Origin of the sequence: Arsenophonus endosymbiont of Aleurodicus floccissimus, from assembly GCF_900343025.1 — a bacterium.
Lineage (GTDB): Bacteria > Pseudomonadota > Gammaproteobacteria > Enterobacterales > Enterobacteriaceae > Arsenophonus.
This window is the reverse complement of the sequence record NZ_OUND01000006.1, coordinates 19244-34547: the sequence shown is the minus strand read 5'-3', so window position 1 is coordinate 34547 and position 15304 is coordinate 19244. Positions and strand designations below refer to the sequence as shown.

Sequence of the window (15304 nt, the reverse complement as noted above, 5' to 3'; positions counted from 1 at the left end):
CCATTTGAAATATATATATTCGATAATAAATAAGATTACCAAAATTATGGTAAAGAAAAAGGTTTAGGAACCGAAAGTGGTAAATTTTATTCAGGAAATTCACCGACCATATATGTATATCAACAGGGCAATGTTTTTAATCTTAAACATGAGTTTACTCATTATTTAACTAATATAAATATAGCTAATGAAGCTCACTTACCTACCATATTAAAAGAGGGCATCGCTGATTATATTGAATATTTTTCAGATAATAAATTTAATGCCAAAGCAAATAGTATTGACCTAACTGAAGATGAAATAAAATCAAAAAATATATCTGAGTTCTTAAAATTAAAATATTCAAATGACTTTCATAAAAATTTCAAGTTTTATAAAGTAGGTCTTGCTCTCACTATGTATTTAAAAGCAAAAAAACCTGAATTGTTAAAAAATATTTTACATAATGAAAATCCAGAACAATATTTAGAGCTAATTGAAAATGAAAATGAAAATGATAATTTTAAAAATTGGCTTAATTAAAATAATAGTAATAATGCCGTGCAAAAAATAAATGCTTTAGAAGTGACTAAAGGTGAATTTATTACTAGCAAAAAAGAAATAATAGATGGTGAAATTAAAAATATAAATTATTATACCACCGATATAAAAAGTTTAGAAAAAAAAGAATTTTTTGCTACTGTAGAATACACAGGTTATGGTAATTATATTCGTTGCTATAATGCAGCATCTAGAGACTATTTCGATATCAAAATAACCGGTGATTATCACTATTTAAAATTAATTGAAAATAATAACAATGAAATTAAATTATTGTTTACCAATGAAGATGGTACTAAATATTTTACCGATAGTTATGAATATCAACATAAACTCAAAATACGATCAACAAATTTTCGATGGAAAAATAACTGAAAAAAGAGTAAATGAAATAATTGCTCAATTAATAGAGATTAACCCTAATGAGCTAACTAATATGAACTTAGCCAATAAACCTTTAGGTACTATTTTCAATGTAAAAAAACTCTGGCAGGGTATGGTGAGTGCATTATCTTTATATGATGGAGAAGAAAAAGTTAGCGAATTACTTAGCGAAACTGGTTTCTTCAAACAAATTGATGGCTAACAGCAAGAATCCTTTGTTTTTTCCAATGCGTTTCATAATCTCCATACAAGTTATGGTAGCAAGTTATCTGGCTGTTGAAAAAGAGGAGATACAATATAAAGCTTCTTTGATAGATGGTAGAGAAGTTCATAAAAACCCATATTTTGTCAGCCACATTTACATAAAAATGAGTTACTAAGCCCCAGTATCAATCATATTCAGCAAAAAGATCTGCTATCATCACAACTCAACGGTACCAAAATATACAATCATAAAGATTCCCCATTAGCCCAATATTGCAACTTCACAAGAACAACCGCCGTACACGATTAAAAAGGGTAAATTATTAGACAATAAAGGAAGTTCAAACATAGATGATGATGTATACGAAGCGGTGATTTATAAAGATGATAAAGTAATTTATAATTTCAAGACGACAGGATTTTATATTACTGAAGAAATAATCGACCAAAATAATAATATTATTGATGGCAGTGAGTTATTTATTCATGATCATGGCAGAAATATTCGTTATCAATTACTAAAATAAATAACATATCTAAAATTAATAAAAAAAGACGACGCCTATAAACTTGCAGTGTGTGACAAAGAGGGTACTGAATATACTGACATACCCAATGAATATAGACTTATCGATTCCATTTTTGCCAACCGATACGAAAAAAAAAAGATCACTCAAATAACCATCTTAATATTGGCTTAATAAACTTTGGCAAATATCCAGATGGTTCTCTTTTTAAACTTAAATACGATCCAAATGATTATCAAATTCCAAGAAATGAAAATAATGATATAGTAAGAATTTCTGATAGTTATAAATATTCTATTAAAGTAAAAATATTTTATAATGGCGCCGACATTGGCATGTTATCTAATGATCACCATAATTTTCAAGGTTATATTTTCTTTTCCATTGATTATAACTACAGTTTCAAGGATTTTCTCGCCTCTTATTCTCCACAAGTTGATATTATTGAAGAGGTAATAGTGTTCGATCAAGGTTATGGTGACTTTGGCAATACAAATCACGGATATACCGACTATAAAAAATTAATTTAACAACAAATGACCATCAGCCAGTTAATAAAAGTCCTGACAAAAAAATTAGCACTGACATTCTTTATAAGAACAAGTCCTTCAGCCATAATCCTTCCTATCCACCATTATCCGATAGTAAATATAATGAAAATAATATTTATCATAGACAACATTCGGATATGGACTATTCTGATTATCAGGTTGAAATTAATCAAAATATAGGGAATGATAATGAAACGGTTATTTATGACAACGCTATTTATCTATAGGAATAGGTAATATAACCTAATAAAAATAACATCGTTTACTAATTTTAAAATTGTCATATTAATTTTAACCAGATTGAAAAATGAAAAACATTTTCTAATATTTTAATTATTTACATAATGAATATTAGGATTGAATATTATAAAAATAAAATGGGAATAGCATGACAGATAATTCAAAAACTAAAAATAGCAATATATTAATTAATGAAATAAAAACATATAAAAAAGCGTTTTATAGTATTGGAATATTTACCGCTATCATTAATATACTGATGCTAGCCCCCTCTACTTATATGTTACAAGTTTATGATCGTGTCTTGGCGTCAAATAATAAACGTTATTAATGTTGACACTACTTGTTATTTGCATTTATTTATTGGCGTACTAGAATGGGTACGTAATCTGATTGTTATACGTATTAGCACAGGCCTAAACCTATCAGTTAATCAATCGGTATTCAATGCAGCGTACCAGCAAAGCTTAAAATATAGTGACTCACAAGCTAGCCAAGCGTTAAGTGATCTCACAACACTACGCCAATTCGTAACAGGGAAAGCTCTATTTGCTTTATTTGATGCGGGCGCCTTGGTTTCTCTTTTTCCTCTGTGTGGTGTTTTTACTCCATCCATGGTTAGGCTATCTAGCCTTAGGTGGCGCAACTTTTATTTCCCTATTAACCTGGCTGAATCAACGTTACACTCATAAACCACTGCTACCATCACGCTTTTTTATCCCAACAGAAATTAGCCAGCGAAAGAACTTCAGCCACCAGCGCATGGTCAAAAACCTCACGTTTGATACTGCAATCTTTGGTATTAGGCATGGGCGCCTGGTTAGCCACTAATAATGAATTGACCGCAGGTATGATGATCGCCAGTTCTATTCTGGTGGGACGTGTCCTCAGCCCGATCGACCAACTTATCGCTGTTAGCAAACAATATAATAATCCCAAACAGGCTTATCTACGCTTAAATCAGTTATTCAAACAACATCCTCCCCGTAAACAAGTGATAACTTTACCTGCGCCAACTGGCGAATTAAGCGTTGAAAATGTTCTCTACCGCCCTGATCCTGAATATCCACCGCTATTATTTGATATCCAATTTTCACTCTCTGCTGGCCAAACATTGGCTATTATTGGCGCATCTGGTGCATGGAAATCGACATTAGCTCGGATACTTGTCGGCGCGCTTCCTCCTACCTTAGGTTGGATGGTGCAAATATTCACCAAATGGATAGAGAAATTTTAGGGCCTCACATTGGTTATCTACCGCAAGATATACAATTATTCGATGGTACAATCACAAAAAATATTGCTCGTTTTGCTGAAATTGACGTAGACAAAGTAATTACTGCCGCTAAAATTGCCCCCGCGTGAATGACTTAATTCTGACTTTACCTAATGGATATGACACTCAATTAGGCGAGTACGGCCGTGGCTTATCTGGCGGACAAAAACAGTGATTAGCTTTGGCGCGAGCTATTTATGGCCTTCCCCGTTTAATTATTCTCGATGAGCCTAACTCTAATCTTGATAGCGAAGGAGATAAAGCCCTGTTCCTCGCGATTGAAGAACTTAAAAAAACAACATTGCACCCTTATTATAATTACCCATCGCCCTTTTCTGCTCAGATATGTAGTGCATGTGCTAATTTTACAAGTCGGAATGTCACCACATTTTGGAACACCACAAACATTATTAAATGAACATAAAACGTCACAACTAACAACGTGATCCTTCAATATTTCAGTCTGTAAAAATAATAGCAATTAATGGAAAAAAATATGTCAGCACAAGCTAAATATCACAAATCATCTCCTATCTTAAACAGACAAATTAATCAGTAATGAAAAACGAGCTGTATACTTAGGCTGGTCATTAGTGACTATTGGATTTGGTGGCTTTTTATTATGGTCAGCACTGGCTACCTTAGATAAAGGGGTTCCTGTATCAGGTAATGTGATTGTGGCAGGCAATCATAAAACTATTCAACATCAATACGGCGGGATCATCGAACAACTATCCGTTAATAATGGTGGAAAAGTACAAGCAGGACAAATTCTTTTAACACTCAATACCGTTGAAGTGCATGCAGAATACAATATAAAACTAAAACAATACCACGAACTGTTAGTAAGAGAAGCCCGCTTATTAGCTGAACAGCAGGGCAAAAAAACGGTTGATTTTCTCACCCGCTTTGCAAAGTGAAATGAAGGAACATAATGTAAGCGAACTTATTCAATTAAATCAACAATTGCTGGAAAACCAATATCAAGTTTTACAATTAGAGTTAGCCAGCATTAAAGAAAAAATAACTGGATTGAACGCTACTTTATATGCCCAACAACAAAAAGCAAAGAGCCAAAAAACGCAGCTTACTATGTTATTGCAATAATTAGAAGGATTAAGGGAATTAGAAAAAAACGGCTATATTGCTCGCAATACATTACTAGAAACTGAAAATAAATATACTGAAGTCGATGGTAATTTAGCGCAAACACTTGGTGATATTAGTCGCATCCAACATCAAATATTAGAACAAAAACTGCTTAGCGAAAAACTCCAACAAGAATAACAAAAAGATGTTCATGCCCAACTATCAGACATACAAACTAAGATTAATCATACCAACAGTCAACTTGTTAAAGCGAAGTTCATGCTGAATAATTCTCAAATACGTGCCCCGATTGCTGGCACCATAATTGGTATGTCAATTTTTACTGAAGGCGGCGTAATCGCTGCCGGAAAAAAAATGATGGAGATTGTTCTTGATGATCAACCACTATTAGTTGATGCAAGGGTTCCGGTACACTTGATTGATCAAGTGAAATTAGGTTTACCGGTAAAGTTACAATTTACTACATTTAATTAAAGTACGACCCCTAAAGTGGAAGGCAAAGTGACGATGATTTCTGCTGATAGTCTACTTAATGAACAGACTGGCGAGCCCTATTATTTATTACAGGTTCAAGTAAATGATGAAAATCGTCAACGCCTAAATCAGTTAACCATCAAACCAGGAATGCCAGTGAAATTTTTTATTTGTACTGGCGAACGGTCGCTACTAAATTACTTGTTTAAACCTTTAATTGATCACCTACATATGAGTCTAAATGAAGATTAATATAACTATAGGTCAGCTAATAGGATAAATAATAATCGACAAATTTTTGCTAACAACATCGCCTGAAAAGGATAGTTGCGGGTGATGTTCAATAAGCAAAATAATATTCAGAATTTTACTAGTATTAAGAGATATAATTAGTTTTTAATTTGCCCTATCGCTATTGATTTATTACAGTATACCTTGTGCTAACATCGAATCGGCGACTTTAACAAAACCGGCAATATTAGCGCCTTTAACATAATTAGTCTGCTTATCTTCTCCACCATATTTCACACAATGCTGGTGAATATCTAACATAATATGTTTCAAACAGCTATTCACTTTTTCTGCTGTCCAACTCAAATGCGCCGTATTTTGTGCCATTTCCAAACCTGATGTTGCAACCCCTCCGGCCATTGGCGGCTTTTCCCGGTCCAAACAGAACACCAGCCTTAATAAACGCTTCAGTAGCTTCAATTGTTGTCGGCATATTTGCACCTTCAGCCACCGCTTGAACACCATTTTTAATTAAAATTTTTGCATCTTCTATATTAAGTTCATTCTGAGTGGCGCAAGGTAAGGCAATATCTACTGGCACCGATCAGGGGTTTTTTCCTTTAAGATAAGTCAAACCAAACTCTTCTGTATATGACTCAACACGACCATATTGATTTTTAATCGCTTCCAATCGTTTAAGTTTTTCGGCTGTAAAGCCTGCTTCATCAACAACTGTTCTATTTGAATCGGAAGCGGTAACAACCTTAGTGCCTAAAGACATACATTTCTCAATAGCATACTGAGCAACATTTCCTGAACCAGAAACGGATACGCATTTTCCTTCAAACGCTAAACCATGATGTTTTAACATCGCATCAGTAAAATAGACCACACCATAACCGGTTGCTTCAGGTCGAATTAAGCTACCACCAAAAGACAAGCCTTTACCAGTAAAAACACAAGAAGTGTTGTTAGACAGATTCTTCATCATACCTGTCATAAAACCGACTTCACGCCCACCCACGCCAATATCTCCAGCGGGAACATCGGTATAAGGACCTAAATGTCGGAAAAGCTCTGTTATCAACGCCTAACAAAAACGCATAACTTCTGCCTGGCTTTTTCCTTTAGGATCAAAATCTGAGCCACCTTTACCACCACCCATAGGTAAAGTGGTTAATACATTTTTAAACGTTTGTTCAAAACCGAGAAATTTTAAAATTGATAAATTAACTGAAGGATGAAAACGCATTCCACCTTTAAAAGGGCCGATTGCCGAATTAAATTGTACCCACCAGGCTCGATTAACTTGAACCTTTCCCTTATCATCTACCCAACAAACACAAAACTGAATCACCCTTTCAGGCTCTACTATTCGTTGCAGTAATGCCTGTTCACAATATTGAGGATTATCGCGTAAAAACGGCGCCAGGGAAGAAAACACTTCACACGCGGCTTGTAAGAATTCAGGTTGATGAGCATAACGTGATTGGATTGGTGTTAGGAATGACTATAAAGATAAACCATCTTTCATACAAAATTCCTTAGATTAAAAGATAAATTAAGATATTTTCATACTTATTAACATTTATTTTTGCAGAATGACCTGCTAAGTGTGAATTTACTTATTAAATATATCACTAATTTATCTCTATTTTTAATGAGATTTTTTGTGTCTTAATCACATTTTCTGGCAAAATATAAGTCGATTTAATTTATCGAAAATTAATAAAAAAACACTTGAATAATCAAGTATTTTTATTGAAAAAATTGATTTGGCAATAAATATTATCAATCACTATCTTTTAATGGCACAATTAACATATCAACATGAACAATATTAATCAGCTGGCGAGCCGAAGACATTAACTTACTCCAGAAATCTTGATGATGACCACAAACAACTAAATCTACCTTGTATTCCTTGATTGCATCAACCAAAACCTGCCCAAGATCACCTCGACCACTCAATTCTTTTTCAATCTTATAATCAGCTTCTTTGGCTAATTTGGTCAATGCATAGTGAGTTTCCTTAGTGATACGGTGCTCCATATCACCAAGATTTACATCAATCAAGCCGGTATAAAGATCAGAATAATTTACATCAACATGAATTAAAGAAACTTTTGCATTATAAGGTTTTGCCATGGAGACAGCTTTATCGACTAAAACTTTACTTTCTGGGGATAAATCAACTGTAACAAGAATATGTTTGTAAGCCATATCTAGCTCCTTTCAAACGTAGCTGTTAAAAAAGAACACCAGTTTTTATGATAAGTACTTAGCGGTCAAACCTGATAGTCTAATATCATCTTGAACATAGTTTAATAAAAATTTTACCCATTAAATTATGAAAAATGGATACCTTCTGAATAATTAGCATAGACCAAATTAGTTAAATTTTACATAATTTAGCATAAAAATCATAGTGTTGAAGATGTTAATTATTTATTAAAAAATACACATCATAAAAATTAAACCGATAAAAATAATCCTAATGGGTCATTTTGTGAAGTTGTTAGATTATTCTACAATTAAAATAAACCGGCAACTGATAAGATAAGCATAAGCATATATCTTCTTTTACGCTTGCTAAAAACAGTATCAGCGGCTAAATCTGTATTTTTTAAGGTCATTATCTTAATATGCATGTATGGTTTTGGGCATTATGTATACTTTGCATCATAAATATGATGCGATATTTTTCCTCAATCCGAGTATTACTTTTTATTCTGCGGGAATCTGATCCCTTGCTCTATCAATCTGTTGATGGCAACGGATTCTGTACCGCCTATGGCCAATGGACTAAGCATATAAAACTAATCCGTTACATTAATACTCAGCAATACACTAATCATCACGATCCCGAAGTTATTTTACGTTGTGAACGCATTCGCAAACAATTTATGTTAATTAGTGGATTAAGTATTATTGTTTTTATAAGTTTAATATAGACCATTTGGTGATATTAATGGACTCAAATAATATTTAAATGATATAGATAATATATTATTCAATGAAAAAAATAGCGATGCCCAAATTAAGCATCACTATTTTTGTTATATAGTTTATCTGACATGTCTATATAAGTTTTAATGATATCCAATAAAACAAACCAGAAAGTATAATAGAAATAGGTAATGTAAATAACCAAGCCAGTAATATATTTTTAATTATTTTAGCTTGTACACCACCACCATCAACAACCATTGTACCGGCTACCGCAGAAGATAAAACTTGTGTTGTTGATACAGGCATACCAGTATAACTTGCAACACCAATGGAAACTGCCGCAGTAACTTGAGCAGAAACACCTTGCGCATAAGTCATACCTTTTTTACCAATCTTTTCACCAATCGTTATAGCAACACGTTGCCAACCAATCATAGTACCGACAGAAAGCGCCAAAGCAACGGCAATAATAATCCACAGTGGCGCATACTCCACTGTATTAAGCAAATCGTTACTCAAGTTACGCAGAAAACGAGCATCCGAAGAGGACGTCTCTGGTAGTTTAGCTACATCTAATGCTGTATCAGATAAACACATTAATAATCGACGCATTTGATTACGTTGCTCAGGTTTTAGTGCTGAATAACTTTGAATATCCATCAACATCAGTGATGTCTGTTTTAGCGCAGTAATAGGACGTGAATTATCACAATGGAATTTCTCATCTAAAATTTCCAATTCCGACTCATGTTGTGACTTATTAACAATATGTTTTACCGCTGACTGATGCTCTTCATAATAATGTTGTAGATGCACTATCGCGTCATGGGTACGAGTTATATCATAACCACTGGCATTCATATTAAGCACAAACCCGGCAGGCGCCACGCCAATTAACACCAACATAATAAGACCAATACCCTTCTGACCATCATTAGCACCATGAGAAAAACTGACGCCAACGGCAGATAAAATCAATGTAGTACGTGTCCAAAAAGGGGGTTTTCTTTTACCATCTTTCTTCTCTCGCTCAGCCGGTGTTAAATGAATACGACGACGTTTTTTCGTACCACTCCAATAACGGCGTAAAAAGAAAATTAACAATCCAGCTATAACAAAACCAATAGCAGGAGAAAGGATGAGGGAAAGAAAGATTTCAATCACTTTTGGGATGTTCAATGCATCGACTATAGAGGAGTCGGTCAATAATGCATTGGTTAAACCAACACCAATAATGGCACCTATTAATGTATGTGAACTAGAAGCCGGTAACCCCAAATACCAGGTACCCAAATTCCAAATAATGGCCGCCAATAGCATGGAAAAAACCATTGCCAGGCCATGAGCAGAACTTACATTCAAGAGAAGATCTGTTGGCAATAAATGCACAATAGCATAAGCAACACTCAAGCCACCTAAAATAACGCCAAAAAAGTTAAAAACACCAGCCATAACAACCGCAAATTGAGCTCGCATTGCTCGAGTATAGATAACCGTTGCTACTGCATTTGCGGTATCATGGAAACCATTAATTACTTCGTAAAATAGCACAAATAATAGCGCTAGTATTAATAACAGACCGGTGTAAAAATCCAAACCAGTAAATAAATGTAGCATAAACCTTAAGCCAATTTGTTGAATATAAACTCAATGCATTATCAGTGACAAACGTTAGCGGTGGAAGCAAAATCTACATCTTTTTTGACTTTAATTGACAAAAAAACAAATAAAACAAAAATATTCTTCACTTTCATTAAGTTAATAAAATAAAAAATATGCGGATTTCTAGTACTTACTAACATTTATCCACACAAATTTAAATCGTAATAAATATTTTACGCTATTTAATAAAAAATGCGCTATTTGTATTATTAATAAATATCTTTTCAGATAAAAAAGAAATTTTGTGGAAAAATTTGACGTAATCATTATAGGTGCAGGAGCGGCCGGTCTATTTTGTGCAGCCAATTCAGGTCAAAAAGGGTTAAAAGTACTGATATTGGATAATGGCAAAAAAGCGGGTAGAAAAATTTTAATGTCTGGTGGCGGACGATGCAACTTCACCAATCTTTATATTGATCCTAATGCTTATATATCTACTAATCCCCATTTTTGTAAGTCAGCCCTGGCTCGCTTTACTCAATGGGATTTTATTGAGTTAGTACAAAAACATCATATCCCTTATCATGAAAAAACATTAGGTCAACTTTTTTGTGACAATAGCGCACAAGATATTATCGATTTACTATTAACTGAATGTAAATTAGCTGGCGTTAGTTTACGCTTGCAAAGCGAAATCACTCAGATAAAAAAAATAGATAATAAATTTTTAGTCTACGTTAATGAAAAAATTATTAGTTCAAACGCCCTAATTGTTGCTAGCGGTGGCCTTTCAATGCCTAAATTGGGGGCAACTCCTTTTGGTTATCGTATAGCTGAGCAATTTGGCCATACCATCCAACCGACGCGAGCAGCTTTAGTGCCTTTCACATTACATAAAGAGCTGCTTGACGTTTTACACACACTTTCTGGCATTGCTATTCCAGTAAAAATCAGTTCACAAAATACCATGACATTCCAAGAAAATCTTCTATTTACACATAGAGGATTATCAGGCCCAGCTATTTTGCAAATCTCAAGTTACTGGCAACCAGGGGAGCATATAAGTATTAATTTATTTCCCAATATTAATCTTATCGATTGTTTAATCCATGAACAAACCATTCATCCTAATCTATCGTTAAAAAACTTATTAACAAAATATCTACCTAAACGACTTATCGAGACATTACAAGTATTAAAAAAAATCCCAGATAACTCGTTAAAACAGCTCAATATGAAACAGATAAATACGATTGCAGAAATGCTACACAACTGGCAGATACAACCAAATAGCACAGAAGGTTACCGTACCGCAGAAGTCACACTTGGTGGCGTTGATACAAACAGTATTTCCTCAAAAACGATGGAATCAGAAAAAATAGCCGGACTCTACTTTATTGGTGAAGTAATTGATGTTACTGGTTGGTTAGGCGGATATAACTTTCAATGGGCATGGAGTTCAGCTTGGACGTGTGCTCAAAGCCTGACAAAATCATAACTATCTCATTATAGTTAAATTCTTAATATTGTCAGCTAAAGTGATCTAGCCATTTGCTATCAACGATGAAACCAATTGTTTTGAAATTGTAAATTAACCATCAAAATATATTATAATTATTAATATATTATCACTATGAATGATTTTTTTACATTTATATTAAAAAATCACTTTACAAATAATAGTGATAACTATTATCATTAAAGCACTTTCGGATGAACCTTTCTGGGATCATATGAAAGGACGACATTGCTAACATTGCTTCCAGTGTTTACTTATGCCAGCCTAGCGCTGGCAATTTTTTAACTTTTATCAATTTTTAATATTTTCGCTCAATTTTATCGTCACCGTTAATTAATGAAGATTTCATTATAAGGTGAAATGTTTTAATAGACCCGACTTTTTGACTTATATCCCATCGGATGTAGTAGAACAGCAAGACGATAGAGAAAATTTAAGCAAAATTTTGCCATTCCTTTTCAGTTCATGAATATTCACAACTAAATAAAAAGTACATAGCCTTTGTTATATTCTATGCACTTTTTATTTTACTATTGACAACTCTTATTGAAAATTACAGCTCAGGGCCTGCTTTCACAAGTGCCGCCCCAACCGGGGTATCAGTATATTTTTCAAAGTTATTAATAAATCGCTTAGCCAAATCTTTGGCTTTAACTTCCCATTAGCTGTTATCTGTATAAGTATGACGAGGATCCAGAATATTGTTATCAACTCTTGGCAAATTGGTGGGTACAGCTAAATTAAAAATGGGTAAATTTATGGTTTCTGCTTTATCTATATCCCCATTTAAGATCGCATCAATAATTGCACGAGTATCTTTAATCGAAATACGTTTAGTAGTTCCATTCCAACCGGTATTAACCAGATATGCTTTTGCACCAGCCGCTTTCATTCGCTTACCTAATACTTCAGCATATTGAGTAGGATGTAATGTCAGAAAAGCCGCGCCAAAACAGGCTAAAAAAGTTGGCGTTGGTTCAGTTATACCACGTTCAGTGCCTGCTAATTTAGCGGTAAAACCTGGCAAAAAGTGGTACTCAATTTGTTCAAGTGTCAAACAAGATACCGGCGGCAAAACACCAAAAGCATCGGCTGTCAAAAAAATAATTTTTGTCGCATGGCCTGCTTTTGAAATCGGTTTAACAATATTATTAATATGATAAATAGGATAAGAAACGCGAGTATTTTCTGTTTTTGTTCCATCATTAAAATCAACAGAGCCATCAGTCAAAACAGTGACATTTTCTAATAATGCATCGCGTTTGATCGCATGATAAATATCAGGCTCTGCCACTTCAGACAAATGTATGGTTTTAGCATAACAACCACCTTCAAAATTAAACACACCATCATCATCCCATCCGTGTTCATCATCACCAATTAATTTACGTTTAGGATCAGTTAAAAGAGTTGTTTTTCCTGTGCCAGACGAACCAAAGAAAATAGCCACATCACCTTTTTCACCAACATTAGCGGAACAATGCATTGAAGCAATTCCCTTTAATGGCAGCAAATAATTCATGACCGAAAACAATCCTTTCTTCATTTCACCGCCATACCAAGTACCGCCAATCAGTTGCATACACTCAGTCAAATTAAACGCCATAAAATTTTCTGAGTTTAAGCCTTGAGCCTGCCAGTTGGGATTAGTACATTTTGCGCTATTCATTACAACAAAATCTGGTTGAAAATCAATCAATTCTTGTTCACTAGGTCGAATAAACATATTTTTGACAAAATGTGCCTACCAGGCCAATTCAGTAATAAAACGCACTTTCAAACGGGTATCTGCATTTGCGCCGCAAAAAGCGTCAATGATAAATAAACGCTTACCTGATAATTGGTTAGTCACCAAATCTTTTAATGATTGCCAAACCTCTTCGGTGATCGGTTTGTTATCATTTTTTCCTTTACCTTGATCCGCCCACCAAACACTATCCCTAGAAACGTTATCACGAACGATATACTTATCCTTCGGTGATCTACCAGTAAAAATACCGGTATCAACCGCTACTGCTCCTAATTTAGTTTCAATACCACGCTCATAGCCTTTTAAAGAAGGTTTTGTTTTTTCTTGCAAATAGTTGTTCATATCCCGGGTTATAAACGATTTCAGTTACTTGAGATGAATACCATATCTAGCTATCTCTTCTGGAGTAATCTTTTTTTTCACTCATTAATTTATGCTCCTAAATGAATATTAACCTTAATTAGGACATATCATAAATTTTTACTCGAAATTGACAGCGATAAAAATCAATAAATTTCATCTAAACTATTTTCTGAACCAAAAATGCGATCTAGAGCACAATCAACGCTACAGTAAAAAATATATTTATATCCTTTATTACAGTATAAAATAAGCACTAACGAATCAATGAATTTGCTGTTTTTTAATTCGCTTCAATTCCTCTATATCTTGTTTATTAAACAGATAGACAGCCCCACAAAATTCACATTCAATATCAATTTCACCACGTTCATGCAATATATGCTCAATATCTTCATCAGAAAGAGATAGCAAAATGTTTTCACTGCGCTTTTTTGAACAACTACAATGAAAAGCGACTAGCTGTGGATCATATAATGTCACATCTTCTTCATGATAAAGACGATGAAGAATTTCCTTTGGCTCTAAAGTAAATAGTTCCTCACCCTTTAATCGTAGCGGTTAATTGCACCAGATGATCAAATTGATGCTGACTTTCAATACCGGCAGAGGGCAATACTTGCAATAATATTCCACCGGCAGCAGGCGCCCACCATTTATTTCACCTGAATGAATAAACGTGTCTGCAACTGTTCTGATTGTTTAAAATAATCATCCAAACATTCCGCTATTGTATTACCTTCCAATGCAACAACGCCTTGATAACACTCACCATTTGTTGGTGTAATTGTGATCACCATATAACCTTGGCCAACCATCTGTTTTAATGATGATTGAACAGTAACTGAACCTTCAATACGAGCAACACCTCTCATTTTTTGATGATTATTTCCGTTTATTACCAACATTTTTACCGGGCCATCTCCCTGAATTTGTATGGTAATATCACCATCAAATTTTAAAGTTGCTGTTAATAAACTAGTGGTAACTAACAATTCACCCAATAATAGATTAACTGCTGCCGGATAATCGTGTTGATCGAGTATCTTTTTATAAGTTTCATTAACTGAAACTAGCTCTCCACGAACAGTATCATCTTGAAACAAAAAACGGTGTAACTGGTCATATTTAGACATATTTTTTCTCATTGCTAAAGTTGTCATCAAAATGACTCATTTAAATTTGTATGCTTAAATTTAATCAGGTTACGTCGTTCTTTCTTATCAGGACGACGTTCTAGGTTTGGCATGGTTAATGAATTAGTCTTACGTGCTAAAGCCAATCTTTCTCTATTAACAATACTATCTTGTGTCTCACGATATAACGCGCTTGCTTCTGATGCGCCCCGTCGCTGATCGCTAATGGCCAATATTTCTATAGTTAACTAATCATTTCCTTGTCTTAATTTTATAATGGCATGCTTTTCAACGACTTTACTTGCTTTACTTCGCTGCCCATTATAGTGAACTTTGCCACCCTCAATCATTTTACGAGCAATTGCTCGAGTTTTATAAAAACGTGCAGCCCATAACCATTTATCTAAACGAATAATCAAATCCATATCTGACTGTGTTTTCATACTCT

Annotated in this window: 18 protein-coding genes and 4 pseudogenes; 16 read left to right on the top strand and 6 right to left on the bottom strand. The window is 34.1% G+C overall.

Features of this window, described 5'->3' with window-relative positions; translation table 11 throughout:
• The first annotated feature begins 108 nt into the window (after positions 1–108).
• The 14 genes from ARADI_RS15220 to ARADI_RS15180 all read left to right on the top strand — a co-directional run bounded on the left by ARADI_RS15220 (position 109) and on the right by ARADI_RS15180 (position 5558).
• The gene (locus ARADI_RS15220; protein ID WP_119712563.1) at positions 109–522 is read left to right on the top strand and encodes a collagenase; all 414 of its coding nucleotides are present in this window, start codon (positions 109–111) and stop codon (positions 520–522) included.
• Positions 523–540: 18 nt separating this feature from the next.
• Positions 541–915: a hypothetical protein gene (locus ARADI_RS15215; RefSeq protein WP_119712562.1), complete on the top strand. Its 375-nt coding sequence runs from the start codon at positions 541–543 to the stop codon at positions 913–915.
• Positions 916–976: 61 nt separating this feature from the next.
• Positions 977–1126 carry a hypothetical protein gene (locus ARADI_RS15210; RefSeq protein ID WP_182853299.1) on the top strand — a complete coding sequence of 50 codons (150 nt, stop codon included), beginning with the start codon at positions 977–979 and terminating at the stop codon, positions 1124–1126.
• Positions 1127–1499: 373 nt separating this feature from the next.
• Positions 1500–1655 carry a hypothetical protein gene (locus ARADI_RS19050; RefSeq protein WP_238149539.1) on the top strand — a complete coding sequence of 52 codons (156 nt, stop codon included), beginning with the start codon at positions 1500–1502 and terminating at the stop codon, positions 1653–1655.
• 335 nt (positions 1656–1990) lie between these two features.
• On the top strand, positions 1991–2185 hold the full coding sequence (locus ARADI_RS15205; protein ID WP_119712560.1) for a hypothetical protein: 195 nt from the start codon (positions 1991–1993) through the stop codon (positions 2183–2185).
• Between the two features lie 409 nt (positions 2186–2594).
• Positions 2595–2777 (top strand): hypothetical protein, encoded by a 183-nt coding sequence (locus ARADI_RS19045; RefSeq protein WP_238149538.1) that lies wholly within the window; start codon positions 2595–2597, stop codon positions 2775–2777.
• A 19-nt stretch (positions 2778–2796) separates the two neighbouring features.
• Entirely contained in the window at positions 2797–3138 is a 342-nt protein-coding gene (locus ARADI_RS19040) for a hypothetical protein (protein ID WP_238149537.1), read from the top strand.
• 116 nt (positions 3139–3254) lie between these two features.
• Positions 3255–3683: an ATP-binding cassette domain-containing protein gene (locus tag ARADI_RS19035; RefSeq protein WP_238149536.1), complete on the top strand. Its 429-nt coding sequence runs from the start codon at positions 3255–3257 to the stop codon at positions 3681–3683.
• Positions 3665–3811, top strand: coding sequence for a hypothetical protein (locus ARADI_RS19030; protein ID WP_238149535.1), 147 nt, complete (start codon positions 3665–3667; stop codon positions 3809–3811). Before ARADI_RS19035 ends, ARADI_RS19030 begins: the two co-directional genes overlap by 19 nt.
• Positions 3812–3903: 92 nt before the next feature.
• Positions 3904–4140, top strand: coding sequence for a hypothetical protein (locus tag ARADI_RS19025; protein WP_238149534.1), 237 nt, complete (start codon positions 3904–3906; stop codon positions 4138–4140).
• Positions 4141–4315: 175 nt separating this feature from the next.
• Positions 4316–4642 (top strand): HlyD family secretion protein, encoded by a 327-nt coding sequence (locus ARADI_RS15195; RefSeq protein ID WP_182853298.1) that lies wholly within the window; start codon positions 4316–4318, stop codon positions 4640–4642.
• A gap of 1 nt (position 4643) precedes the next feature.
• Positions 4644–4829, top strand: a complete 186-nt coding sequence (locus ARADI_RS15190) for a hypothetical protein (protein ID WP_119712558.1) — start codon at positions 4644–4646, stop codon at positions 4827–4829.
• A 261-nt stretch (positions 4830–5090) separates the two neighbouring features.
• Positions 5091–5306 carry an HlyD family efflux transporter periplasmic adaptor subunit gene (locus ARADI_RS15185; RefSeq protein WP_119712557.1) on the top strand — a complete coding sequence of 72 codons (216 nt, stop codon included), beginning with the start codon at positions 5091–5093 and terminating at the stop codon, positions 5304–5306.
• Between the two features lie 33 nt (positions 5307–5339).
• The gene (locus ARADI_RS15180) at positions 5340–5558 is read left to right on the top strand and encodes a beta-barrel domain-containing protein (RefSeq protein WP_119712556.1); all 219 of its coding nucleotides are present in this window, start codon (positions 5340–5342) and stop codon (positions 5556–5558) included.
• Between the two features lie 171 nt (positions 5559–5729).
• Here the strand turns inward: ARADI_RS15180 and gdhA are convergent.
• Positions 5730–7032 (bottom strand): annotated as a pseudogene (gene gdhA, locus ARADI_RS15175) (NADP-specific glutamate dehydrogenase).
• Positions 7033–7328: 296 nt separating this feature from the next.
• The gene (gene uspA, locus ARADI_RS15170) at positions 7329–7760 is read right to left on the bottom strand and encodes a universal stress protein UspA (RefSeq protein WP_119712555.1); all 432 of its coding nucleotides are present in this window, start codon (positions 7758–7760) and stop codon (positions 7329–7331) included.
• 422 nt (positions 7761–8182) lie between these two features.
• Between uspA and uspB the strand changes: the two genes are divergently transcribed.
• A complete protein-coding gene (uspB, locus tag ARADI_RS15165) occupies positions 8183–8491 on the top strand; it encodes a universal stress protein UspB (protein ID WP_119712554.1) in 309 nt (102 codons plus the stop codon).
• A gap of 127 nt (positions 8492–8618) precedes the next feature.
• On the opposite strand, the gene pitA is transcribed toward uspB, so the two are convergent.
• Positions 8619–10106 (bottom strand): inorganic phosphate transporter PitA, encoded by a 1488-nt coding sequence (gene pitA / locus ARADI_RS15160; protein ID WP_119712553.1) that lies wholly within the window; start codon positions 10104–10106, stop codon positions 8619–8621.
• Positions 10107–10395: 289 nt separating this feature from the next.
• Here pitA and ARADI_RS15155 point away from each other — a divergent pair, with 289 nt between their 5' ends.
• Positions 10396–11589 (top strand): BaiN/RdsA family NAD(P)/FAD-dependent oxidoreductase, encoded by a 1194-nt coding sequence (locus ARADI_RS15155; RefSeq protein ID WP_119712552.1) that lies wholly within the window; start codon positions 10396–10398, stop codon positions 11587–11589.
• 574 nt (positions 11590–12163) lie between these two features.
• Here ARADI_RS15155 and pckA read toward each other — a convergent pair.
• The 3 pseudogenes from pckA to hslR form a co-directional block, all read right to left on the bottom strand.
• Positions 12164–13783, bottom strand: a pseudogene (gene pckA, locus ARADI_RS15150) (phosphoenolpyruvate carboxykinase (ATP)).
• A gap of 201 nt (positions 13784–13984) precedes the next feature.
• Positions 13985–14856, bottom strand: a pseudogene (hslO, locus tag ARADI_RS19020) (Hsp33 family molecular chaperone HslO).
• A gap of 26 nt (positions 14857–14882) precedes the next feature.
• Positions 14883–15299: pseudogene (hslR, locus tag ARADI_RS15135) on the bottom strand (ribosome-associated heat shock protein Hsp15).
• Positions 15300–15304 lie beyond the last annotated feature (5 nt).